At 44.9% G+C, this 22,672-nt stretch carries 23 protein-coding genes and 3 pseudogenes; 15 read left to right on the forward strand and 11 right to left on the reverse strand.

The genetic code is table 11. From position 1 onward, the window contains the following. Window positions 1–52 precede the first annotated feature (52 nt). Both ispE and lolB read right to left on the reverse strand, forming a co-directional pair. Complete coding sequence (gene ispE / locus KT99_RS10740; protein ID WP_005499874.1) at window positions 53–910, reverse strand: 4-(cytidine 5'-diphospho)-2-C-methyl-D-erythritol kinase; 858 nt, start codon at window positions 908–910, stop codon at window positions 53–55. After that, on the reverse strand, window positions 907–1,575 hold the full coding sequence (lolB, locus tag KT99_RS10745) for a lipoprotein insertase outer membrane protein LolB (protein ID WP_005499875.1): 669 nt from the start codon (window positions 1,573–1,575) through the stop codon (window positions 907–909). The genes ispE and lolB overlap by 4 nt, the downstream gene beginning before the upstream one ends. Window positions 1,576–1,755: 180 nt before the next feature. Here lolB and KT99_RS23570 point away from each other — a divergent pair. The 11 genes and pseudogenes from KT99_RS23570 to kdsA all read left to right on the forward strand — a co-directional run. After that, window positions 1,756–1,986: pseudogene (locus KT99_RS23570) on the forward strand (transposase family protein); the annotation flags it as partial. Window positions 1,987–2,180: 194 nt separating this feature from the next. After that, window positions 2,181–2,405 carry a hypothetical protein gene (locus KT99_RS23575; protein WP_420038545.1) on the forward strand — a complete coding sequence of 75 codons (225 nt, stop codon included), beginning with the start codon at window positions 2,181–2,183 and terminating at the stop codon, window positions 2,403–2,405. Window positions 2,406–2,587: 182 nt separating this feature from the next. Continuing rightward, window positions 2,588–3,838 (forward strand): glutamyl-tRNA reductase, encoded by a 1,251-nt coding sequence (gene hemA / locus KT99_RS10760; RefSeq protein ID WP_005499884.1) that lies wholly within the window; start codon window positions 2,588–2,590, stop codon window positions 3,836–3,838. 13 nt (window positions 3,839–3,851) lie between these two features. After that, complete coding sequence (gene prfA / locus KT99_RS10765; protein ID WP_005499889.1) at window positions 3,852–4,937, forward strand: peptide chain release factor 1; 1,086 nt, start codon at window positions 3,852–3,854, stop codon at window positions 4,935–4,937. Between the two features lie 59 nt (window positions 4,938–4,996). Continuing rightward, window positions 4,997–5,839, forward strand: coding sequence for a peptide chain release factor N(5)-glutamine methyltransferase (gene prmC, locus KT99_RS10770; protein WP_040571875.1), 843 nt, complete (start codon window positions 4,997–4,999; stop codon window positions 5,837–5,839). A 1,025-nt stretch (window positions 5,840–6,864) separates the two neighbouring features. Beyond that, a pseudogene (locus KT99_RS10775) lies at window positions 6,865–7,353 on the forward strand (group II intron maturase-specific domain-containing protein); the annotation flags it as partial. A gap of 169 nt (window positions 7,354–7,522) precedes the next feature. After that, complete coding sequence (locus KT99_RS22305) at window positions 7,523–7,666, forward strand: hypothetical protein (protein WP_198402017.1); 144 nt, start codon at window positions 7,523–7,525, stop codon at window positions 7,664–7,666. A gap of 172 nt (window positions 7,667–7,838) precedes the next feature. Next, the gene (locus tag KT99_RS10780; RefSeq protein WP_005499897.1) at window positions 7,839–8,234 is read left to right on the forward strand and encodes a SirB2 family protein; all 396 of its coding nucleotides are present in this window, start codon (window positions 7,839–7,841) and stop codon (window positions 8,232–8,234) included. Then, a complete protein-coding gene (locus KT99_RS10785; protein WP_005499899.1) occupies window positions 8,234–9,022 on the forward strand; it encodes a transglutaminase family protein in 789 nt (262 codons plus the stop codon). Before KT99_RS10780 ends, KT99_RS10785 begins: the two co-directional genes overlap by 1 nt. A 213-nt stretch (window positions 9,023–9,235) precedes the next feature. Beyond that, complete coding sequence (locus KT99_RS10790) at window positions 9,236–10,498, forward strand: DUF819 family protein (protein ID WP_005499902.1); 1,263 nt, start codon at window positions 9,236–9,238, stop codon at window positions 10,496–10,498. Between the two features lie 230 nt (window positions 10,499–10,728). Beyond that, entirely contained in the window at window positions 10,729–11,577 is an 849-nt protein-coding gene (kdsA, locus tag KT99_RS10795; protein WP_005499904.1) for a 3-deoxy-8-phosphooctulonate synthase, read from the forward strand. Between the two features lie 12 nt (window positions 11,578–11,589). Here the strand turns inward: kdsA and KT99_RS10800 are convergent, their stop codons facing one another. From KT99_RS10800 to KT99_RS10815, 5 genes are all read right to left on the reverse strand, one after another. After that, complete coding sequence (locus tag KT99_RS10800) at window positions 11,590–12,264, reverse strand: phosphatase PAP2 family protein (protein ID WP_005499906.1); 675 nt, start codon at window positions 12,262–12,264, stop codon at window positions 11,590–11,592. Between the two features lie 125 nt (window positions 12,265–12,389). After that, window positions 12,390–12,500: a methionine/alanine import family NSS transporter small subunit gene (locus KT99_RS20800; RefSeq protein ID WP_005499908.1), complete on the reverse strand. Its 111-nt coding sequence runs from the start codon at window positions 12,498–12,500 to the stop codon at window positions 12,390–12,392. After that, a complete protein-coding gene (locus KT99_RS10805) occupies window positions 12,497–13,987 on the reverse strand; it encodes a sodium-dependent transporter (protein WP_005499909.1) in 1,491 nt (496 codons plus the stop codon). Before KT99_RS10805 ends, KT99_RS20800 begins: the two co-directional genes overlap by 4 nt. A 123-nt stretch (window positions 13,988–14,110) precedes the next feature. Further along, a complete protein-coding gene (locus tag KT99_RS10810) occupies window positions 14,111–15,049 on the reverse strand; it encodes a ketopantoate reductase family protein (protein ID WP_005499912.1) in 939 nt (312 codons plus the stop codon). Window positions 15,050–15,128: 79 nt separating this feature from the next. Beyond that, complete coding sequence (locus KT99_RS10815; protein WP_040571876.1) at window positions 15,129–15,494, reverse strand: VanZ family protein; 366 nt, start codon at window positions 15,492–15,494, stop codon at window positions 15,129–15,131. A 183-nt stretch (window positions 15,495–15,677) separates the two neighbouring features. Here KT99_RS10815 and KT99_RS10820 point away from each other — a divergent pair, with 183 nt between their 5' ends. Continuing rightward, window positions 15,678–16,163, forward strand: a complete 486-nt coding sequence (locus tag KT99_RS10820; RefSeq protein ID WP_005499920.1) for a YajQ family cyclic di-GMP-binding protein — start codon at window positions 15,678–15,680, stop codon at window positions 16,161–16,163. Between the two features lie 98 nt (window positions 16,164–16,261). On the opposite strand, the gene KT99_RS10825 is transcribed toward KT99_RS10820, so the two are convergent. From KT99_RS10825 to KT99_RS10840, 4 genes are all read right to left on the reverse strand, one after another. After that, window positions 16,262–17,695 (reverse strand): AmpG family muropeptide MFS transporter, encoded by a 1,434-nt coding sequence (locus KT99_RS10825; protein ID WP_040571877.1) that lies wholly within the window; start codon window positions 17,693–17,695, stop codon window positions 16,262–16,264. Between the two features lie 146 nt (window positions 17,696–17,841). Continuing rightward, window positions 17,842–18,168 (reverse strand): hypothetical protein, encoded by a 327-nt coding sequence (locus tag KT99_RS10830; protein ID WP_005499923.1) that lies wholly within the window; start codon window positions 18,166–18,168, stop codon window positions 17,842–17,844. A 160-nt stretch (window positions 18,169–18,328) separates the two neighbouring features. Next, on the reverse strand, window positions 18,329–18,925 hold the full coding sequence (locus KT99_RS10835) for a peptidylprolyl isomerase (RefSeq protein WP_040571878.1): 597 nt from the start codon (window positions 18,923–18,925) through the stop codon (window positions 18,329–18,331). A 50-nt stretch (window positions 18,926–18,975) separates the two neighbouring features. After that, the gene (locus KT99_RS10840) at window positions 18,976–19,542 is read right to left on the reverse strand and encodes a YajG family lipoprotein (protein ID WP_005499925.1); all 567 of its coding nucleotides are present in this window, start codon (window positions 19,540–19,542) and stop codon (window positions 18,976–18,978) included. 176 nt (window positions 19,543–19,718) lie between these two features. Here KT99_RS10840 and KT99_RS10845 point away from each other — a divergent pair, with 176 nt between their 5' ends. From KT99_RS10845 to KT99_RS10855, 3 genes and pseudogenes are all read left to right on the forward strand, one after another. Beyond that, entirely contained in the window at window positions 19,719–20,795 is a 1,077-nt protein-coding gene (locus KT99_RS10845; RefSeq protein ID WP_005499926.1) for a DUF2804 domain-containing protein, read from the forward strand. Between the two features lie 132 nt (window positions 20,796–20,927). Beyond that, window positions 20,928–21,772 (forward strand): annotated as a pseudogene (locus KT99_RS10850) (sterol desaturase family protein). Window positions 21,773–22,147: 375 nt separating this feature from the next. Then, on the forward strand, window positions 22,148–22,528 hold the full coding sequence (locus tag KT99_RS10855) for a response regulator (RefSeq protein ID WP_005499928.1): 381 nt from the start codon (window positions 22,148–22,150) through the stop codon (window positions 22,526–22,528). The last annotated feature ends 144 nt before the right edge of the window (window positions 22,529–22,672 follow it).

Genomic DNA, 22,672 nt, shown 5'->3' on the forward strand with positions numbered 1-22,672 from the left:
GCTTCTTTTTAGTGGCTGGAGTAAGATTAAGTCTACTCCAGAGTTTTAGCCTCTATAGTCGAGCTAAATGCGACTCTAGGGGCGATATATTAGTCCCTTTGGCGACAAAACCTCGCATGTCCTTCGGCAATTTAGCCAGGACCTCTAAGGCTTGATGCTGCAGTTCGAACTGACCGAAAATACACGCTCCGGTTCCAGTCATTCTAGACGGCGCGTATTCTATCAGCCAGCCCAAGGTGTTGGCAACTTGAGGGTAGCGTTTAACGACGAAATCTTGGCAATCATTTTTCCATGGGGCACTCATCAAGGAGTCTATGTCTAACTTAGGAGTGTCGCGGGTAAGTTGTGGATCTTGGAACACAGCTGCAGTGGAAACATGTACATCGGGTATAAGGATTAAGTACCAATATTCTTTCGGTGAAACTGGGATTAGTTTTTCGCCGACACCTTCGGCAAATGCAGATAAACCATTAATAAAAACAGGTACATCGGCACCAAGAACTAAGCCTAACTTCATCAGTTTCTCCTTAGATAATTGCGTGTCCCAGAGTGCATTCAATGCCACTAAAGTGGTGGCAGCATCGGACGAGCCACCACCTATTCCTCCGCCCATTGGTAAACGTTTATCAAGCCAAATTTCCGCGCCTTTTTGGCCATTACAAAATTTCTGCAATGATTTTGCGGCTAAGAGAATTAAGTTATCGCAATCTGCGACAGCGTTACTCATATTCGAATGTAAGGTTAAATCTGATGATTGGGTTACTCTAAAGTCTAAATAATCACAATAATCGACAAATTGAAACAGAGTTTGTAGTTCATGGTAGCCATCTTTACGCTGATTATTGATGTGTAAAAAAAGGTTGAGTTTTGCCGGAGCGGGCCAACCTAGTGATAAATATGTGTCTTTCATCTAGCGTGTGCTCGCATTAATTGGTGTGTTTTTTTAATCTTATTTGTCGTTGGATCTCTATCAGCGAGAGCTTGCCATTCATTAACCTGTATTTTGAGTCGCAGGTCGACTCGCTTTAATTGCAATAATCTGGGGATCTGAGCACCACTCTGATGTTGCCATTTGAGGAACTCGACCTGCCAAGGAGGAGACTCTAATGGCGTAAATAAGCTTACTGGCCTATTCTTTTCGTCAAATGAGCTGACTTCATCATCCGGGGAAACTTGGCCCGTTATCCATAGCGGTAAAGCGTTGACTGGGATAGACCAGCCTGTGACCTTGGTTAGCAATTGCTGAGCATCATGGTGCTCATATGTTTTTCCATCAACCTCTAAGCGTGTCATGCCATGTTCAGTGATTAAGGACAAAACGGTCGTGCCAAGCATAGTGGTGAGTTTGAGTTCACTTTTTGTCTGGGTGTGCAGCCAGTATAAATTAGTGCTGAAACTATCCTTGGGTGTTTTGACAGCAAGCTTGCCTCGCATCTCCCAAGCATGGGCTTGAGATACTTTATCGACTTGTATTGGGACTAAGTTCGTTGCAGTCGTGGTACATGCCGATAGTAAACTTAGGCTTAGGATCACCAAAAGAAGAGGTGTTTTTGTGATATAGCTCAAATTATTCATCTATTGCTGATAGTGAGGCTCTCTATGATACGAAGGCTTGTTAAGAATACCAGACCTAAATGCGAAATTCACTGTATGTCTCGTCGCACTTAGGTATCAAACCACGGCAAGATCATTATAAATTGAACTTTATGCTCAAGTAGCGATCAGATCACCAAATACTCTTTTTTGGTGATGTTAATGACTGCTACTTTTTTAAAACATTTTGATTCGATTGCGGATCCCCGTATTGAGCGTTGTAAAAAACATAACTTATTAGAGATTATTTTACTCGCTATAAGTGCGGTTATGTCAGGCTCTGAAGGATGGGAAGACATTGAAAACTTTGGACATCTAAAGCTTGATTGGCTTCGTCAGTATCGTCCTTTTAAAGCAGGTATTCCTCGGCATGACACTATTGCCCGTGTTATCTGCCGATTAAAAGCGGATGAAATAGAGATAGCAAAGCTAATCGTTAAGCAAAAGGCTGACTATATTCTAGCGCTTAAAGGTCATCATTCTGGTCTACAGGGTGAATTGAAACAAGACGTTGTCAGCAAGTGCTGGTTAGTAAAAGTTGGTTAAATAATAAATATCAGTGGGTTGGCTTAAAAAGCATTATCAAAGTGACATCAGACGTACATGAAAAAACGACAGGTAAAGAGACCACTGAAACACGGATCCGTAAAGGCCGAGGTCCGCTTGCTTTTAATGTGATGAGAAAAATAGCAATGACTGTGTTCAAGCAAGACCAGACAAAACGCGCGAGTATAGTGGCTAAAAAGAAGATGGCAGGGTTGGACGACGAGTATCGCTCAACCCTGTTAGAGTCAGGGATTAAAATGCGCTAGCCGTGGGTATCAAACTAAGCTAACCATTATTCTTTGCCGTGAAAACAGGTAACTTAAATTGGATAAATGGATAAGAACTGAGATTATTATTCGGTTTTGTTAAGCATATTCTGTTTTTAGTTCATTCAATTAAGTAGAATGTCCGACAATAAATTAGATGCCAAGAGATCAAAACGAGTCAGATGAGCCTTTTAGCGATCGGTATTAATCACAAAACAGCCACGGTTGACCTGCGTGAAAAGGTCGCGTTTTCACCAGATAAAATTCATGAAGCCATGAAGAGTCTGGCGAAGCATAGCAAGACCGGTGAAGCTGTGATAATTTCAACCTGTAACCGCACTGAGTTGTATACCAATACCGCAGATGAAGCGGAGGTCGTGCGTTGGCTGGAAGAGTATCACCAACTTTCCCACGAGGAGGTTGAGTCGTGCCTATACAAATTCCATGGTCAAGCCGTGGTGCAGCACTTGATGCGTGTCTCATCGGGATTAGATTCACTGATCCTTGGTGAGCCGCAAATCTTAGGTCAAGTAAAGCAATCTTTTACTAAGGCAAGAGAAGCTGGAACTGTCGCTATCACTATGGACCGCATGTTTCAGAATACTTTCTCGGTAGCCAAGAGAGTCAGAACTGAAACCGAGATCGGTGCCGCAGCTGTGTCAGTGGCATTTGCAGCCGTTAGCATGGCTAAGCATATTTTCTCTGCACTTAGCGCGACAAAAGTCCTGCTAATCGGTGCCGGTGAAACCATTGAACTGGTTGCTAGGCACTTAAAAGATAACGGTGTTGATTCTATGGTGGTGGCAAACCGTACACTCTCACGTGCCGAAGGTATGTGTGAGGAGTTCGGTGCGACGGCTATCACACTCGAGCAGATCCCTGATTTTCTCCCTCAGGCCGATATCGTGATATCATCTACCGCGAGTCCATTACCGATACTCGGTAAAGGCATGGTAGAAAAAGCGCTGAAGCAGCGTCGTCATCAGCCTATGTTATTGGTTGATATCGCAGTTCCTCGTGATATTGAAGCCGAGGTGGCCGACCTTGACGATGCTTTCCTCTACACAGTGGATGACCTGCAAAGCATCATAGAACAGAATATGGCCTCAAGAAGAGAGGCTGCCGAGCAAGCTGAGATAATTGCAGAAGAAGAGTCACATCTTTTCATGGAGTGGGTCCGCTCATTAGAGTCGGTAGACAGCATCCGTGAGTATCGCAGCCAAAGTATGGCGATAAAAGATGAGTTAGTTGAGCGAGCGATCAAAAAATTAGCCCAAGGTGGAGATAGCGAACAACTGCTACTCGAACTCGCCAATAAGTTAACCAATAAATTGATTCATGCACCAACTCGAGCCTTGACTGCTGCTAGCCGTCAAGGCGATCTTAATCGCATAGGCCAGCTCAGAACTGCGCTCGGATTAGATAAAAACTAAGGTTAACGTTTTAATGAAGGATAGTGTTATCCGCAAGCTTGAAGGCTTGCTTGAGCGTAATGAAGAAGTATTGGCTCTGTTGAGCGATCCAGGCATTATTGCAGATCAGACGCGCTTTCGTGCGCTCTCGAAAGAATATTCGCAGCTTGAAGATGTCGTTGCCGCATTCAAAGGCTTTCAGCAAGCGACTGAAGATCTAGACGCCGCGAAAGAGATGTTGAGCGAAAATGATCCTGAGATCAAACAGATGGCTCAGGAGGAGATGAAAGAAGCTAAGTCTCTCATCAAGAAGCTTGAAGATGAGCTGCAGATCTTGCTGCTGCCAAAAGATCCTAACGATGACAACAATGCTTTCGTTGAAATTCGTGCCGGCGCGGGTGGCGATGAAGCCGCTATTTTTGCCGGTGATCTATACCGCATGTACAGTCGATATTTCGAATCTAATCGTTGGCAGACAGAGATAATGAATGCTAACGAGGGAGAGCATGGTGGCTTTAAAGAGATCATCATTAAAGTTTCCGGTGAAGGTGTATATGGCAGACTTAAGTTTGAGTCTGGTGGACACAGAGTCCAGCGCGTGCCAGAAACAGAATCTCAAGGCCGTGTTCATACCTCTGCTTGTACTGTTGCAGTCCTTGTCGAAGTACCGGAAGCCGAGGCGATTAAGATAAATCCGGCAGACTTGAAGGTGGATACGTTCCGCGCTTCGGGTGCAGGTGGACAACACGTCAACAAAACTGATTCAGCAATCCGTCTTACTCACATACCATCGGGTATTGTGGTTGAGTGCCAAGATCAACGTTCACAACATAAGAACCGTGCACAGGCCATGAGCGTGCTCACAGCCCGTATTCAAGCGGTTGAAGATGAGAAGCGTCGTAGCGTCGAAGAGACCACACGCCGTAACTTAGTCGGTAGTGGCGATCGATCCGAGCGTATTCGTACCTATAACTATCCCCAGGGACGCGTCAGCGATCATCGAATCAACCTGACTCTCTATCGTCTCAATGAGATCATGGAAGGTGAATTGGATGTGTTGATCGTTCCCTTGATGCAAGAAAATCAAGCCGATATGTTAGCGGCCTTGTCTGAAGGGTGATCCTTTGGATCTCTCTCCACTTAACACGCTTGAATTAAGCATCAAACTAAGGAAATCCCTTGCACTTGACTCTAGCTGGAGCCCTAGATTGGGCTTCACCCCAATTGGTCGATGTCTCAGATACACCTAAGCTTGATGCAGAGGTGATGTTACTACACATCATTCATCAACAGCGTGGTTACTTGTATACCTGGCCCGATGAACGTCTAACATCGGATCAGGTTGTCGATTACACCAAGATGGTCCAACGCCGTGTGCTGGGTACACCCATCGCACACATTGTTGGTGAAAGAGAGTTTTGGTCTCTGCCTTTCATGGTTAATCCTACGACACTTATTCCGCGTCCCGACACAGAAATTCTGGTAGAAACCGCGTTAAATCTGCCACTGGCAGAAAATGCTCAGGTGTTGGATTTAGGTACAGGAACCGGCGCTATTGCACTCTCCTTGGCTTATGAGAAAAAAGAGTGGCAGATCACTGCTGTCGATAAGATCATTGAGGCGGTGGCACTGGCAAAAGCGAATCGAGAGCATCTCAAGCTGCAACAGGTTGAGATCATCCAGAGTGACTGGTTTGATTCGGTAACCTGTTATGACTTTAATCTCATCGTCTCCAATCCGCCATATATCGATGAGACCGATGCGCATCTGGATCAAGGGGATGTCAGGTTTGAGCCTCAGAGTGCACTGACTGCGGGTGAAGCGGGCTTTGCCGATCTTTATTATATTGCAGCGAGTGCTCGAGACTATTTAGCCCCCGGCGGCTATCTTCTACTGGAACATGGCTATCAGCAAGCCATGCCGCTGAGGAAAAAGATGATTGAGCTTGGCTACGAGAACGTCGCAACCGTTCGAGATTTTGGTAGTAATGACAGATGTACCTTAGGCCGATACCCAAGATAACTCCTAGGGCTTCGAATGAAGCCTGATGACATTCTGGTTTAGCTTCTAGCTGAGTTGGTATTGGGAAATGAGTGTTAACTTTTACCTTCATGGTTATCTAACGCTTCCCAGCGGGGGATGTGCAGATGCTTCTGCGAACCGCCGCAAGCACTTCCCTGTGGGCTCTGCCAAAACATCCTTGTTTTGGAAGCTCGCAGCCACATATATGGACCCATCCCTCGTTAGCACAATTATTCAGTCTTTTTTGAGATATCAGAATTTCCCATAAGAAATCTATTGATAAAAACATCAAATATCACGTAATTATCGTTACATATTTTTGTACGGTTTAAACATCGCTTCTAGCATGGGTTGCTATATACCTGCAATAAGTGCCGATTGAATTAAAGTGCCAAAATCTTATGGGTGTCCACTTATCGCGGTTGCATAAAACCAATCCGCATGGCATTTTAATAGCAGATAAATCTACATCTTACGTGCTAACTGGCGCTCATGTTGTCAGAGATTTTATGTGGTGAAATGACTTCTTTTTATGCTGGGTGGCTCGATTAATCGCCCAAGATAACTCCTAGGGCTTCGAATGAAGCCTGATGACATTCTGATTTAGCTTCTAGCTATTTTGTTGTTGGATAGTATTTTGAAGGCCATAACTTCATGGTTACCTACCGCCTGGCCGGCGAGGCATGTGCAGATGCTTCTGCGAGACGCCGCAAGCACATCAGTGTGGGCTCTGCGATTTCATCCTTGAAATCGAAGCTCGCAGCCGTATCTACACTGGCTGATTTTTTCTCTTCGATTAGGCTTTGCTGTTAACCGTAACCTCGGAACTTACTAAATAACTTTTGCCCCAAAGCTTGTTAGTCTTTGAGATCGTCATATTTCCGTTTTCATGATTTGACTTACTTATACTCATGCAAGTCATTTAACAGCTTTTAAATGTGGGCCAACATACTTCTTATAAGCCTTAAGCGATGCTTCACTGTTGCCAATGATATGAGAGTTAGCACGATTGCTTGATTCCAGCACTGCTTATTAAACCAAGTAAGAGCAATCTATTATCATTTTTGAGTAACTTACGCGAACTCATCAAAAAGCACGCAACTATTCCAGTAAACGATCTCATTAAGATTTTGAATCCGAAGCTGAGAGGATGGGCGAATTATTATCGTCATTGGGTGGCAAAGCGAACTTTCGATTATGTAGTCCATCAACTTTTCTGGTTGTTATGGCGATGGGCGGTAAGGCGTCACCTAACGAAAAGCAAAGACTGGGTACGTCGAAAATACTACATGAATCGCATAGGTGGGTGGCAATTCCACGGCTGGCAGAAAATCGCCAACATGGACTGCCATTTTAATCTGGTTCAGATAGCTCAAACGCCGATAAAGAGACATGTGAAAATCAGGAGTGCTGCTACGCCATTCGATCCTCAATATCTAGCCTATTTGGTTAAGAGGAAACCGAAAAAGCAAAGTCGTAATTCTTGGTTCGAACCGGCTCTGGCTGCAATGTAATGTAGGTAGCTGGGTAACGTAACACGCCTTAGTGGAGGCTTGAGCCCAGTGCAGTGAAAGTTGCACGCTGGGTTCTTAGGAGGGCGGCACTTGGCAACAAGTGCCGCCTATCCGACAGAAACGTGTTACTAACCAGTAAAACTCAAATCGGAGAGGCAAATACTTAGGTGTGAACGCGGCTGTGACCTTCCGTGACATGGAGGTCACGGCAGAGCCCACAGGGACCGTGCTTGCGGCGGGTCACAGAAGTGTTTGCACATTTAGCGAGCCGCAGGCTATAAATACCGATGAAGCCATGCTTACCAGATACTAACCAAATACCGAACTAGCCCAATGAAGCAATCAAAAAAGAGATTTGAAAATTGTTATCCGACAAGTAAAACTCATCGATAATGTGAAAATTAGCACAAGGCTGATCGGGATATTGGTGATGGGGAGGGGGATCGGGTACACTACCGCCTTTGTCAGCCTAATAAGAGTTTTAAATGGAAACCCTAACCAGTTTTTATCCTGCTATTAAGCACGTTCATTTGACCTTCGTTGCCGCTAGTGTATTGTTTTTTTTAGTGCGTTTCGTGCTTCATATGCGTCAGTCACCTATCATGGATAAGAAGCTGATGAAAATCGCTCCCCATGTCATCGATACATTACTGTTATTATCTGGTTTGACCTTGTGTTTCGTCATTCAGCAATATCCCTTCATCGACCCTTGGATCACCGAGAAGTTAGGCGCTGTTGTGGCATATATCCTTTTAGCTACTATTTCTTTAAAGGCTAACAAAGGAAAGCTATTCAAGGTGTTTGCCGCTTTCGGCGCGATTGCTTGGGTGGTATATGCCGGTAAGATAGCCATTTTTAAGCAAGCGGTGCTAATGGTCTAATGACGACACTGACTCTGAAAGACAGTATTCAATTGCCGGAAATGGCATTTGAAATTTCACAGCATCTGGGCTTCTCAAAACTCGAATCAGCCAAATGGGCTTGGTTAGAGATTGCGGGCTCAGTCTTGAGTCATTATGTAGTGGATCGTCATGAGAGATTAGAGGGTCTTTTACATTGGTTTTATCAAGATTTAGGTTTTTGCGCCCGCGAATCCTATTTTAGCGTCGAAGCTGCTGATTTAGGGGCTTGTGTCATCACACGTCAGGGAAATAGCACGACTTTGGCCACAGTGTTGATGTTGCTTGCAAAGCAACTCGATCTAGAACTAGAGCCTCTGCTACTGCCTGGTACCACTGTGCTATGTAGCCGAATCGATGACAAGATCCGTTATATCGATCCGTTAACCGGTGATGACTTAACACGACATGAACTTCACGTGTTAGTGCGGGGAGAACTGGGTAATAGCGTAGGCTTTAAATCGAGTTATCTTAAGCCTGTAAGCTCGAAGCGTCTGGTCTCCAGAATGATACACGAGCTTAAAGCCGGTAGTATCATCTCACATCAGTTTGAGCCAGCGATGGAGTGTTGTAATTTACTGCTGCAATGGCATTCAGATGATCTTAATCTTAATCGAGAACGTGCTTTTATCGCGCAACAGCTAGGTTGTATCAGTGTGGCCGCTGCGGACCTTAAACACTTTGTCGATAACAGCCCGCACGACCCTATGATTGAACTGGTTAAGATGCAACTCAAAGAGCTCAAGGGTAAACAAGAAGTTTATCATTAACATGTGTCTAAATTCGCTGGCTGTTACGCTTCAGAGGGCTCATCGATAAGCAGTTTTCAATAAATACCGAGTGGCAGGCAAGGATTCCGGTCACTCTCATTTAGCTCTATATCGCCTGTATCGAGCCGTTAAACTAATCAAAAGCAAGAAATACTAAAGCTAATAATAAAAAATTATAATAACAATAATGCTATCGAAGGGAGATAATACAGCATGAGTAGCACAGCCATAGTGACAAATGATGCCACGGCCTTGGGTCTGTTGACGGCGATTTTAGGTTTCGTTTTTTATACCAGTAACAGTAAACATCCTTTCTGGACCAAGTTTTACAAATATATCCCCGCACTGCTGATGTGCTATTTCCTTCCCTCATTGCTTAACACTTTTAACGTCATCGATGGCAACACCTCGCAGCTTTACTTCGTGGCATCAAGATACCTACTTCCGGCTTGTTTAGTCTTATTGATCTTAAGCGTCGATCTTAAAGCCATCATCTCCCTAGGTCCAAAGGCCATTATCATGTTCCTGACCGGCACTGTGGGAATTGTGATCGGTGGACCTATCGCCTTGCTTATCATTTCAGCCGTACATCCGGAAATTTTGGGAGTCACTGGGCCCGAAGCCGTTTGGCGTGGCATGACGACCTTAGCCGGAAGCTGGATCGGTGGTGGCGCGAATCAGGCTGCGATGAAAGAGATCTATGAGGCCGGTGGCGATATCTTCTCCATCATGGTGACTGTCGATGTGATTGTCGCCAATATCTGGATGGCCATATTGCTGTTTATGGCTTCTAAGGCCAAGCAGATCGATGCCTGGACGGGAGCTGATACTAGGGCAATCGAAGAGTTGAAAGACAAGGTAGAAAAGTACCACGCCGAAAACTCCCGTATTCCCAGTCTAAACGACCTGATGTTGATCGTGGCGGTTGGTTTTGGTGTCACGGGTCTAGCTCACATGTTTGCCGATTTCCTTGGACCCTTCTTCGAGGCTAATTACCCCTGGACCCGAGATTACAGTTTAACGTCTAAATTCTTCTGGTTGATAGTCACAGTAACGACTATTGGCCTGGCCATGTCATTCAGTCCTGTACGCCATTTGGAGGCTGCCGGTGCTTCAAAAGTTGCTTCTGTGTTCCTGTATATTCTAGTGGCAACTATCGGCTTGCATATGGATGTATCCAAGCTGGCAGATCCGGATAACTTATGGTATTTCGCCATCGGCATCATCTGGATGTTAGTTCATGCTAGCTTTATGCTCATTGTGGCTAAGCTGATTAAGGCGCCACTGTTTTATATGGCGGTGGGCAGTCAGGCTAATGTGGGCGGCGCGGCCTCTGCGCCTGTGGTCGCCGCAGCATTCCATCCTGCATTAGCGCCTGTTGGTGTACTACTTGCGGTATTAGGCTATGCTGTGGGTACATATATGGCATGGATGTGTGGACAGCTATTACAGATAATTTCATCCCAAGGCCTATAAGCTGTGTGAAGGTCTATACATATAGCCTGGATGTGTGGATAGTTATTACAGATAATTTCATCCCAAGGCCTATAAGCTGTGTGAAGGTCTATACATATAGCCTAGATGTGTGGATAGTTATTACAGATAATTTCATCCCAAGGCCTATAAGCTTCAAACACAGCATGCAGCTAAATGTTTTATTGGTTAACGCTAAGGCAATTGCCTTGGCCTTTTAGAGAGAAGTATTGATGAGTAATAAAGTCATAGTTCTAGGTGATATCGAGATTGCAAACGATAAACCTTTCGTGTTATTCGGTGGCATGAATGTGCTCGAATCTCGTGATTTAGCGATGAAGATCGCTGAAACATATGCCGAAGTGACGCAGAAGTTAGGTATTCCTTATGTTTTTAAAGCCTCATTCGATAAGGCTAATCGCTCGTCGATAAATTCATATCGTGGCCCGGGTATGGAAGAGGGGCTGAAGATCTTTCAGGAGATTAAGCAAACTTTTAATCTGCCTTTGATCACCGATGTGCATGAGATACACCAGTGTGCACCAGTGGCGGAAGTGGTCGATATCATTCAGTTACCCGCTTTTTTAGCGCGTCAAACTGATCTTGTGGTTGCCATGGCAAAAACCGGCGCCATCATCAATGTGAAGAAGCCGCAGTTCTTAGCGCCTCATGAGATGCGTCATATCATCACTAAGTTCAATGAAGCCGGTAATGATAATATTATTCTGTGTGAACGGGGCTCTAGTTTCGGTTATAACAACCTAGTCGTCGATATGCTTGGCATGGATGAAATGAAGCAATCTGGCTACCCTGTTATTTTCGATGTCACTCATGCTCTTCAGCGTCCTGGTGGGCGAACCGACAGTGCTGGTGGTCGCCGCGCTCAGGCAACTGAGCTTGCAAGAAGTGGCATGGCCTTAGGTTTGGCTGGTCTGTTCATCGAAGCACATCCGGATCCTGATAATGCCAAATGCGATGGCCCATGTGCCTTGCCATTGGATCAGTTAGAAAACTACCTGACTCAGATGAAAGCTGTGGACGATTTGGTCAAGTCATTCGATGCCATAGATACCAGCAAGTAAGCTGCTTCTTTGTCATGCTAAGCCTCGGTCATCTGGTCGGGGCTTTTTTATGCTGTTGGCTTTGTTACTCGCTAGGATAACCATATGAGCGATAAGCGTACCCAGTGTGGCTCCGGCAAGCAAGTCACCAAGAAAATGATAATTTTGTCCAAGCTGCCCGATGAACACTCCTAGCATACAGGCTAACCAAACGGGTCGAAGACGCGGGAAGTGATACCAAAATACTGTGGCTAGAGAGAAGGTAAATAATGCATGGCCAGATGGAAACGAGTTGTAGGCAATACCCTGAGTAAAGGGATGAAAAGCCTCAACGCCATCATTAATCCATGATGGGTTGTCATTGACCCAGGTCTCTGGCCAGGTACGACCGAAAGCCATCTTGGCAGATACTCTCACTAAGCTGGCTAAGACAATCGTGGCGATAAGATTAATGATGAGTGAACTGAAACGTTCGCGGCTGCGCTTAATTAACACGCCTATAATGAAAACTGCCGCGATGACTTCGAGCACAGTCGGGATCTGGCTTAGCAATTTAAGGAATGTGCCTGAATAGCCATGGGCATGCATGGCATCCGCAATGGGACGATCGCAGAAATTAATACTGATAATAATCAAAGCCAGCATAAAGCCGTAGCCAAGTAACGCCATCAGTACTCGATTCGATTCAAGTAAGGAGATATTTTTCATTGTCTTGCCGCAATGTTGAGAGTTTTCTCAGAAGATAGCCGACTAATTTACCTCTTTGTGTGCCCAATTGCATCAAGGCTTTGCTTAAGGGCTAAGAGACTGGCATGTTGAAGTAAAAATAGCGGTTAACTTTTTGGTTTTTTCTTCTTTTTCATTGCGATGGCTATGCACAAGGCGGCACCGCCCCAAGTAATGCACAGGGCTAAAGTCATCATGATAATGGCGCCAGTTGTCATAAAACGTCCTCCTTGTCAGATGTGAACAGGTTAATGATTAATGAGATCACCAGCATGGTAGCGATTAGCCCCCAGCCCAAGATAAGTTGATCTTCGATTGGGTAGCCACCATAACCATCGGTGACGGTATTGATCAGGTTTTTCACTAAGATGATGGCGAGCATGGCGGGGCTGACAAAGCGTAAACACAAGTCGAACCATCTACCCAAAGTAAACTCAGATAAGCGATTGGCATAATCCCTGATGTCGGCAATTTTAAACAACCAGGCAAGTATGATGAGTTCGACAAAACAGCTAAAGAGCAGGGCAACATTATTAATAAAGTAATCTACAAGGTCGAGAAGCAGTAAACCGCCGTTGGTTGCAAAAGCCATTGAGGCGAGGAAGCCAGTACCGCAGACCAATAATGTAGCCTTTTTACGGGCCAGGTTTAGCTTGTCCATCACTGCCGATGTGACTGCTTCGATGATAGATATGTGGGAGCTTAACCCGGCAACCACTAATGCGAGAAAGAAGAGTGGCCCAAATATGTAAGGGAGGGGGAGTAAATTGATGGCAGCCGGAATGGTGACGAAGGCGAGTCCCACGCCAGAGGAAACGACCTCGGTCAGTTCCTTGCCTTGCTCCTGTGCCATATAACCCAAGACAGCAAAAATCATGATCCCCGACATGATTGAGAAGCCACAATTAATTAACACTGTCATGAAGGCATTGTTGCTTATGTCTGATTTCTCAGGTAAGTAGCTAGAATAAGCCAGCATGATGGCAAAGCCGACGCTGAGAGTGAAAAATATCTGTCCGTAGGCGGCGGACCAGACCTTAGCATCGAAAATTCTACTGAAATCTGGTTCAAACAGATAATTTAAGCCTTCCAGAGCTCCGGGTAGCATGATAATGCGTCCAATAAGGGTCAGCACCATGATGAAAAGTAACGGCATCATGATCTTGCTGGCTCGCTCTATTCCGCCTCTGACCCCGGTGAAGATGGCAAGCGAGGTAATAGACCAGGCAATGGCCATGGGGATCGCGATATGCAACTGAAACTGACCTAGCCTGGTGGGTGAGTTGTCTTCTAACTGTAAATACTCTTTGAAGAAGAAGGCATTGGTATCGGCCCCCCAACTCTGGGTGAACGAAAAACCGAGAAATGATATCGCCCAGCCTATGATGGCAACATAATAGATGGCGATAATGGCGGCGATAAAAACCTGAAACCAACCTAACCACTCTAGTCTTAGTCCATAACTCTGCCCTAGCTTGGCAAAGACCTTAGGGGCTGCGCCTCTTAGCTTATGGCCCAGGCTAAACTCCATGATCATAAAGGGGATACCGGCAGATATCATGGCAAACAGGTAGGGGATAAAGAATGCACCACCGCCATTTTCATAGGCCATATAGGGGAATCGCCAGATATTCCCCAGACCGATGGCGGAGCCCACGGCGGCGAGAATAAAGCCAACTCGCGAGTTCCATTGCTCTCTTTGCATAAACTAATCCATTGTTTTCAGTCTACTGCTCGATGACCTAATAGTAGACTTAAAAATGAATTACTGCCTTTCGATAGTCGTTTTCAGTTGCTCTGTAGGAAAATAATTGGTCGAAGAATAGGATCAAACTAGGTAGTTAGCTTCGATTGCTTTTATGCGGTTTAGCAGTGAAAGGTTGACCTTGGCAGTTAACCCATGTTCCTTGGCTCTTTCGACTATGTAACCGTTGATACTGTCTATCTCAGTTCGACGTTTATTCGCTACATCTTGATGCATCGAAGAGAAGTTAGCGCTGGTGAGTTCGATAACACTGTACACTCGGTTGGTGAGTGCTAACTCGTTCAATTCAACCCCAGTGGCCATAGCAACGTCCACCAGTTCAGTGACTATATCGCAGATCTCTTGCTCGTATTGAGGTGCTGCTAGGGCTCCATTCGGACAGTCTTCTATTGCTGTAAGCGGGTTTATTGCCGCATTGATAGCCAGTTTCTGCCACAGAAACGGCAAAATGGGCTCGCACCACTCACTGCTGGGAATTGCCCCCAGCAGTATCTGCTTCAGAGCCGATGGCATCAGTGGACCACTGAAGTGGCCTATCTGGGTGATTCCTGTGCCAGTTTGTTTGAGCCGCCAAGTGCCTTGTCTGAATGCGCCCTGAGAGGTCGTTGCTAAACTCAAACCTCTGCCTTGGAGCAAAGGCTCAACCTCAAGATGAGGACCTAAGCCGTTGTGAAGCAGCAGTATATGACAGCTTAGCGGAAGCTGTGATATGACTGCTTTTAATGCATCTTTGACCTGATAGGACTTTACACAGACGATGAGTAACTGAGTCTTGCCTGGTAGTAGGCACTTACTTTCATGTGTGCCTGAGGACGTTATACAATGGAGTGCCGCTGTGGACTGTGTCTCTTGACCGTCTAAATGGGTCAGGGTGAGCACTTGTTTCTCTTGGGTCTTGCCCCGGGTAATAAAATAGGGGGAGAGTTGGGCATTTACCAGCTGATGATAAATCAACTGTCCGATGGCGCCAGCGCCAAGGATGGCAATCGATGGATTATACATAAGTGTCCTTGCCGAGTTTAGGGCCATGATTAGCGCTAATTAAAGACTAGCGATTACGCTAGATTAGCTATTTTCCAGGTTAAGGGGATTCGGTGATCTTAGTGGCACGAAAGTAACGCCGATAACTCCAAAGGCAGAAGTAGAAGAGAGCAATACCTGCCATGTCGGCGATAAAGTCGGCTACTGATGCGCTGCGATAGGGTAGCCTTGCCTGAACGAGTTCAATGAAGACGGCATAAATCGACAGCGTCGCTGTAAGCAGATACCACTTGGGCTTAAATGCTAAATATGTCAGTAGAGATAAGCAGAAGAAGCTACCAAGATGGCCTACTTTATCCATATTTGCAAAAAGCTGAGGATAATGCGGCCTGGAAAATACCAGGTAACTGATGACTATCAATGCTATGACCAAGATAAGCCTAAAAATATGTCGTTTAGAGATCAAAATTTCTTATGTGTCTGGTGGTTTTTTTTATCATAAAAAAATGGCGAGCCCTTGTCACTATTAAACTATCGTTTCTAGGGGTTATTAAGCAGAATTAATATGCCGATGAAAGGAGTCAGCCTGATTATATAACCTAAATACGGTAAACTAGTGCCACTAAAATATGCTAACAGGATACTCGAAATGCCATCAATGGATATAGTTTCTGAAGTCGACGAAGTTGAACTACGTAATGCGGTCGATAACTCGGTACGTGAACTTAAGAGTCGTTTCGACTTTCGCGGCAAAGAAGCGAGCATCGAATATAAAGATCATATCGTGACGCTATCTGCTGAAGATGACTTTCAGTGCCAACAATTGATCGATATTTTGCGCATGCAGATGAGTAAGCGTAACGTTGATCCGGCATCTATGGATGTCGATGATAAAGCGGTTCACAGCGGAAAAACCTTCTCATTGAAAGTTAAATTCAAAGAAGGCATCGAAACTTTAATTGCTAAGAAGTTAGTGAAGATGATAAAAGACAGTAAGATTAAAGTTCAATCTTCAATTCAAGGTGATTCGGTTCGTGTCACGGGTAAGAAGCGTGACGATCTGCAGGCCGTGATGGCGTTGGCTCGCGAAGCAGACTTAGGTCAACCATTTCAGTTTAATAACTTCCGAGATTAATTTTTTCTTCGAAAAAATTAAGATAAAAGACGCTTAAAGAACAGCATATTAAGCGTCTTTTTTATTTTTAGATGAAAGTGAAATAGCAACAGCCAAGGCTAAGTCTTAGTCACCGAAGCTTCATTTGATGCGTCTGTCATGCCGTCATTAATCTTATTCAGCTCGTCATGGCGAGTACGTTTATCGACAATAAACACCAGCAGTAGAACAGGAAAGCCGATAAGGCTGGCGGCAATGAAGAAGTTCACATAACCGAAGCTATCGACATAGACTCCGGAGAATCCGGCGATGAACTTAGGGAAAAGTAACATGATGGATGAGAGCAGGGCGTATTGAGTCGCACTGTATCCCGTGCTCGTTAAGCTGGATAGATAGGCGATGAAGGCTGCAGTGGCAATGCCTGCACTGAAATTATCGATGGAAATTGCTAAGGTTAAAAATGGCACGTTATAGCCTATTACAGCTTGCCAGGCGAAGAGTAGGTTAGTCACAGCCACCAACAAGGCGCCGATGAAGAGTATCTTCATGGTGCCATATCTGACGATCAATAAACCGCCAAACCCAGCACCGACTAGCGTCATGATCAGGCCATAAACTTTACTGATTGTCGCTATCTCGGTCTTAGTGAAGCCCATATCAACATAGAATACATTTGCCATGATCCCCATGACGATATCTGAGATGCGGTAACAGGATATCAGCAATAAGATCAGTATGGCGTTGCGCCCATAGCGCTTGAAAAAATCCATAAATGGCAACACGCTGGCCGTGTATAGCCAAGATAAGGTATTGGCGATAACCTTAGGGTAGCGTTGCTTCAACTCTTGCATGATGAGCAGCTCTTGCTCGTTGGCCTGCTTAACCTCTACGTCAGGCTCTTTACAAAATAGTGTGGTCAGAATGCCGACGGACATTAGGCCAGCCATGATCATATAAGCCATCTGCCAGGACAATAGGTTGTATTCATCGTTACCTGGGGTGACCCAAGCTGCAATGGTCAATGCGCCCGCGGTGGCAATGATCATCGCACTGCGATAGCCCACTTGATATGCCGCCGCGAGAGCGGCCTGCATCTTCTCTGGTGCAGATTCGATTCTAAAGGCATCGATGACGATATCTTGGGTGGCGGAGGCAAAGGCGACCATGAGGGCAAACAGTGCCAGCCTCTCAAGATCTTTGACTGGATCACTGCAAGACATGCCTAAAATGGCTCCCACCAAGAGTATTTGAGCAAATAGCATCCAGCCTCGTCTGCGACCGAGTAGCCTGGTGAAGATGGGCAGAGAGAGTCTGTCTACTAAGGGGGACCAGGCCCACTTGAATCCGTAGGCGAGGGCAATCCAGCTGAAATATCCGATGGTTGTTCTGTCTATGCCGGACTCTCTTAACCAGAATGACAGTGTCGAGAACACCAACATCAAGGGTAGGCCGGCGGAAAAACCGAGCAAAAGCAGGACTAAGACACGTTTGTGGCAGTAAATTGAGAAAGCGTCTTTGACTTGGTCAAGCATGGAAGAGACTGAAGATGACATAGGGAGACTTAAGAGATACTAATCGACCTAGCTTAATACCAAATAGTTCAAATGACTAGCTTAAGTCGGCACAAAAAAAGCCCAAACGTTAAGGTCCAGGCTTTGGGTTTACGTTTGTTCTGCTCTTAGAATAAAGATAAAGAGCGTTAGGAGTTAGGTCTGATACCAATGCAGTTATTTGGCACTTGGCCACCAAGATTAAGATAATCACAACATTCATCAATTTGCTTACGCAGGTATTGATTGCCGCGGATCATCCAATCGGGCCATTTGTCAAAAGCATGCAGTAGATGCCAGAACACTCTCTCCGTATCTGACTGCGCGTCACCCTGATGATTGAACTGTTGCCACTCTTCTAGGGTGTCCCATAGATATAACTGGACCTCATTAAAATCGAGCTGATCACTCAGAAACGCTTTTCCATATTGGGCCAGCTGGGGCGCTTTATTATCGATGAACTCAGTTGGGGTCATCAAATCGCCTCCTTATTACAACGTAATCAGTATAGGACTAAAAATTAAATCTTGAACAATATTTGTGAAAAATATTGAACGTTTTTGAATTAAATTCATTTTTGGCTATTTTTTAGTTACTTATTTCGATGCTGATTAAGTTTTAATATCTATTTAGGCGCTATTTTCGAGGTAACAGCGTCGCTTTCTTTAAAATGATGTCTTCAACAGGAAAGTCAGGCCAGTCTAACTTATTGTTGTGCTCTGTCGCCACGGCAGCCATTGCAACAAGCACCTCTTCACCTTGGGTGACTTCACCAAAGACGGCATAGCCCCAACGTCTCGATGACGGGTCTAAGCGATCATTATCTGCAACATTGAAATAGAATTGGCTGGTGGCCGAGTGAGGATCATTATCCCTTGCCATGGCGATAGTGCCGAAGCTGTTGGATAACCCATTACCCGATTCGTTAACGATAGGGGCATCATAGGGCTTCTCTTCCTGTTTAAGGTCGAGTCCACCGCCTTGAACCACAAAGTTGGCGATGACACGATGGAACAGGGTGTTGTTGTAATGACCCTTAACCACATAAGTGAGAAAGTTATCCACTGTGATAGGGGCTCTAGTTCTGTCCAGTTCCACCACAATTTTTCCCATGCTGGTGTCGAGCTCAACTTGAGGGTAAAGAGTATTAGGTTGAATATCTATGGCTAAGGCCATGGAGCTTAGACTCATGCTCAAGCCGAGCATCAATAATGTGCTTATTCTACGGAACATAGGGCTTCTCTGTTTAGTTCAAAATTATTCTGCAACTGGCTTAGCGCAGATTATTGTTGGATAAATTGATTGAGCTCAGGGTCGTTGAGTATCTCGCCGCTGAGTTGGCCGAGTAATTTATTCATCTCAAGCTCTAAAGTGGCAAAATCTGCACTAAAGGGGCCCGATAATCTGCCCCGAGCCGAGTAACGCTTGGTCAACTCCTGGTTACTATTTTTGACGATAACATTAATGATGATATTGCTCTTGGCCTCGAAACCGAAGGTCGATTCAGTCACATCGGTGAGCAGCTGCTCTAACTGTATCTGCATACGCTTGACCGAGCTTGGATCTATTTGATAACCCGCTTGGGTAAATCCTTCACGAAAGACACGATCAATCTGCTTTCTTGGGGCCTCTGAAGGACTGACTAGTTTGGCCGCATCGTCACCATTGTTAAATCTCACGATGAAATTGGCCGAACGAGTATCTATTGTCTCGATGGCAAGTGTCTGATGAGAATTAGTTTGTTTTTGAACATCAGGTACTTGTGGATTCAAGGCGATATGACTCGGAGTTTGGTTGGCACAGGCCGAGAGTAAAACGGATGCGGTGAACAATAAAATGAGACGTTTCATGTGCTGATTTTCTTATTTGAGTATTATCAAAAACTAGGTGGTGTCAGCATACCAGAAATGATTTTGGTTTCCACAGCTAGTCTACTTGCTAAGTCTAAATGAATCTAAGATTTGACTTTAATCTCGAATCCCATCAGGTTAGAGTAAAAGTTCAAATTCTATACAGGATGTATTTAATGGGATTAGCGCAGACTAGCTCCGCTTGGCAAGCTAATAAAATATCAACAATGGCGGCACCGAAGGAACTCATGGATGATCAAGGTAAGCCTATTTTTGGTTATTTTGATGGGTCAGTAGCGGACTTAGCACTAGACAAGTTCGCCTATTTCAATGAGATGGATAAGCCAGTTTCATCCTTGAAGAAGCACTTTCATTTCAAACAGTTTCAATTTGTTAGTCTGGTGACACCTAGATACATCATAGGTGTCGCCATCGCCGATATTCGCTATGTCGGCAGTGCTTTTTGCTATCTCTACGACATCAATCAGAATCAAATAACGGAAACATCTTGGCTCAAACCTCCGGGTGTGGGCTATCAGATGGAGCCTTCTCCACTGACGGGCAGCGCTAAGATCAGCAGCAAAAAAGGCAGCATTGAGTTTAACTTGCGCGAGGGTGTGTGGCATCTGGCTATCTCAACTGAGTCTATCGAGGCCGAACTTGAACTCGAATCACCTCCCTTGAGTCTGCCCATCTCACTCTGTACCCCGACGGGATACAGTGGCTGGACCTATACCCAGAAACATAATGGCTTAAAGCCTAAGGGAAACCTGACCATTCACGATGAGTATCAACCACTCAACCAGGCATTAGCGGGATACGATTTTTCCGCCGGATATATGCGTCGAGAGACGAGCTGGCGTTGGGCGAGCATCAATGCCCATACACCAGATGGGATCATAGGCTTAAACCTCGCCGCGGGTGTGAATGAGACCGGTGCCAGTGAAAATGTATTTTGGATCAATGGCGAGCGGCACCTGCTAGGTCCGGTACATTTCGAGTTTACCCGAGATGCTGGCAGTGCTGAATCTAAGCCCGCAGCGAGTTGGCGTATCTATTCCGATAATGGTCAAATAGATCTGAGTTTTCAGCCCAAAAATTGTCGCTCAGAGAAACTAAACCTCTGGCTGTTAAAGAGTAACTTCAGGCAGTATGTTGGCCACTATTCTGGCCAGATCATAGATAACTTAGGCAACAAGCATACCTTGCACAATGTCATGGGCCTCACCGAAGACCATTTTGCCCGCTGGTAGAGCCGAGTTTAGCTTAAGTATCATCAATGAGTGCACTAGCACTTGGATGCAGAGGTGCTGATTTAATTTGCTGCTGTTTTCACCAACAGTAATAACAATCAGTTTTAGAAAAAATAACAGCAAGGAAGTCTGATGGAATTTAGTACACTGATCGCTCACCCTGAGATGCTGCTTATCATGCTGGCACCTATCTTCTTTATCTGCATCTTGCTGGAATGGTATCTGGGTGATAGGCGGAAGAAATTACCCCATCGCGCCCGATATCATCTCCCCGAGGTCTTGTGTAATTTCGGTCTGGCCGGAATGCATCAAGGGGCAGACATTTTAACGGGTCTGCTAATCGCTAAACTCTATCTGATGTTTTTTGCTTGGCGCTTATTTGATATCGAGATGAATGCCATCAACTTTGTGTTACTCATGATAGCCCAAGATTTTTGTTACTACTGGTTCCATCGTGGCAGCCACAGGATACGTTGGATGTGGGCTGCCCATGTAGCTCATCACAGTTCGGAAAGTATGAATTTCAGTACCGCATTCAGACAATCTCTGATGTACCCCTTAGCGGGAATGTGGGTATTCTGGCTGCCGTTAGTGGTGGTTGGCTTCGATCCAAAATGGGTGGTATTCGTGGTATTGCTCAACTTGGGGCTACAGTTTTTCGTTCATACTCAGGCGGTCAAAACCTTAGGTCCAATCGAGTGGATATTCAATACCCCGTCACATCATAGGGTGCATCATGGCCGTAATCCTCAATATATAGATAAGAACTATGCTGGCGTGTTGATCATCTGGGATCGCATGTTTGGTACTTATGTCAAAGAGGGGAGACGGTGGAGTATGGCATCACTAAACCCATTAACAGCTTCAATCCGCTCATTGTCACTTTCAGTGAATGGAGGTCTATGTTCAGCGAAGCATTTTCACCGGGACTAACGCTAAAGCAAAGGGCAAGGTTACTTTTCTCTCCACCAGAGTAGGGTCACTCTCGAATACTTGCTCCAAGGGGTTATGCAAGGAGTAAATACAGCAATGGCCCAATTGCACTATACTTTACAGAGTGTTAATTGCGATATTTCGAAAGTTTATTAATTTGTAATTTTAGTCATAAAACGAATATGAATTATTTTAAAGGTTTTATATTAGATACTGTTGAAATTGCTAAAGTTTTTATAGTAGAACGTCGGCAGAGAATAGAGCGCAGGAAGCGTCAAAGTATGATGCTGAGTTACTATACAAGACGATTAATAGAGCGAAGAAAAAACAGGCTTGATTTGCAAGTCTAGACTGAATGCAAAAGAAAGGATGCAAATTGATAAAGTCAGCTCTTTAGCTCTGTTGTCAAAGGGGGGGGGATGGAAAAAGTTCGCGTACTCATTGTAGATGACGATCCCGTTTGCTCAAGCCAATTACTGGCTATTTTAGCCGATGACTACCATGTTACGACGGTAAATTCTGGTAATGATGTCATCGCTATGTCAAATTTACTCCGACCAGATATTATTTTTTTAGATGTCATGATGTCCGAAATAAATGGTTATCAAATTTTAAAACGCTTTAAACATAACCTGTTAACACTAAATACTCCTGTAATAATTATAACCGCACTAACCGGGATGCCGGATATAAAATTAGCCCAGCAGTTAGGGGCTGATGGATATTTATGTAAACCGATAACCCTTAGAGCTGCTGTAGAAATAATGGACAAGTATAAACCGTGGCACCCTCGTCGTTGATGAATAGAAGTCAAGCCATTGAGAAACGACTCAATGGCTCTCCTCAAAACCTGCCGCAACAAGACACCTTATAAATACACATTTAAGTCTTATGCGAAATTCACACGCCACAATTTATTTAATCAATACAAAAGGTAACGCTAG

Source organism: Shewanella benthica KT99 (assembly GCF_000172075.1).
GTDB lineage: Bacteria > Pseudomonadota > Gammaproteobacteria > Enterobacterales > Shewanellaceae > Shewanella > Shewanella benthica_A.

Coding starts and splice junctions, on each gene's coding strand:
- ispE (WP_005499874.1), bottom strand. CDS start 910: ATGAAAGACACATATTTATCACTAGGTTGGCCCGCTCCGGCAAAACTC.
- lolB (WP_005499875.1), bottom strand. CDS start 1,575: ATGAATAATTTGAGCTATATCACAAAAACACCTCTTCTTTTGGTGATC.
- hemA (WP_005499884.1), top strand. CDS start 2,588: ATGAGCCTTTTAGCGATCGGTATTAATCACAAAACAGCCACGGTTGAC.
- prfA (WP_005499889.1), top strand. CDS start 3,852: ATGAAGGATAGTGTTATCCGCAAGCTTGAAGGCTTGCTTGAGCGTAAT.
- KT99_RS10780 (WP_005499897.1), top strand. CDS start 7,839: ATGGAAACCCTAACCAGTTTTTATCCTGCTATTAAGCACGTTCATTTG.
- KT99_RS10785 (WP_005499899.1), top strand. CDS start 8,234: ATGACGACACTGACTCTGAAAGACAGTATTCAATTGCCGGAAATGGCA.
- KT99_RS10790 (WP_005499902.1), top strand. CDS start 9,236: ATGAGTAGCACAGCCATAGTGACAAATGATGCCACGGCCTTGGGTCTG.
- kdsA (WP_005499904.1), top strand. CDS start 10,729: ATGAGTAATAAAGTCATAGTTCTAGGTGATATCGAGATTGCAAACGAT.
- KT99_RS10800 (WP_005499906.1), bottom strand. CDS start 12,264: ATGAAAAATATCTCCTTACTTGAATCGAATCGAGTACTGATGGCGTTA.
- KT99_RS20800 (WP_005499908.1), bottom strand. CDS start 12,500: ATGACAACTGGCGCCATTATCATGATGACTTTAGCCCTGTGCATTACT.
- KT99_RS10805 (WP_005499909.1), bottom strand. CDS start 13,987: ATGCAAAGAGAGCAATGGAACTCGCGAGTTGGCTTTATTCTCGCCGCC.
- KT99_RS10810 (WP_005499912.1), bottom strand. CDS start 15,049: ATGTATAATCCATCGATTGCCATCCTTGGCGCTGGCGCCATCGGACAG.
- KT99_RS10820 (WP_005499920.1), top strand. CDS start 15,678: ATGCCATCAATGGATATAGTTTCTGAAGTCGACGAAGTTGAACTACGT.
- KT99_RS10825 (WP_040571877.1), bottom strand. CDS start 17,695: ATGTCATCTTCAGTCTCTTCCATGCTTGACCAAGTCAAAGACGCTTTC.
- KT99_RS10830 (WP_005499923.1), bottom strand. CDS start 18,168: ATGACCCCAACTGAGTTCATCGATAATAAAGCGCCCCAGCTGGCCCAA.
- KT99_RS10835 (WP_040571878.1), bottom strand. CDS start 18,925: ATGTTCCGTAGAATAAGCACATTATTGATGCTCGGCTTGAGCATGAGT.
- KT99_RS10840 (WP_005499925.1), bottom strand. CDS start 19,542: ATGAAACGTCTCATTTTATTGTTCACCGCATCCGTTTTACTCTCGGCC.
- KT99_RS10845 (WP_005499926.1), top strand. CDS start 19,719: ATGGGATTAGCGCAGACTAGCTCCGCTTGGCAAGCTAATAAAATATCA.
- KT99_RS10855 (WP_005499928.1), top strand. CDS start 22,148: ATGGAAAAAGTTCGCGTACTCATTGTAGATGACGATCCCGTTTGCTCA.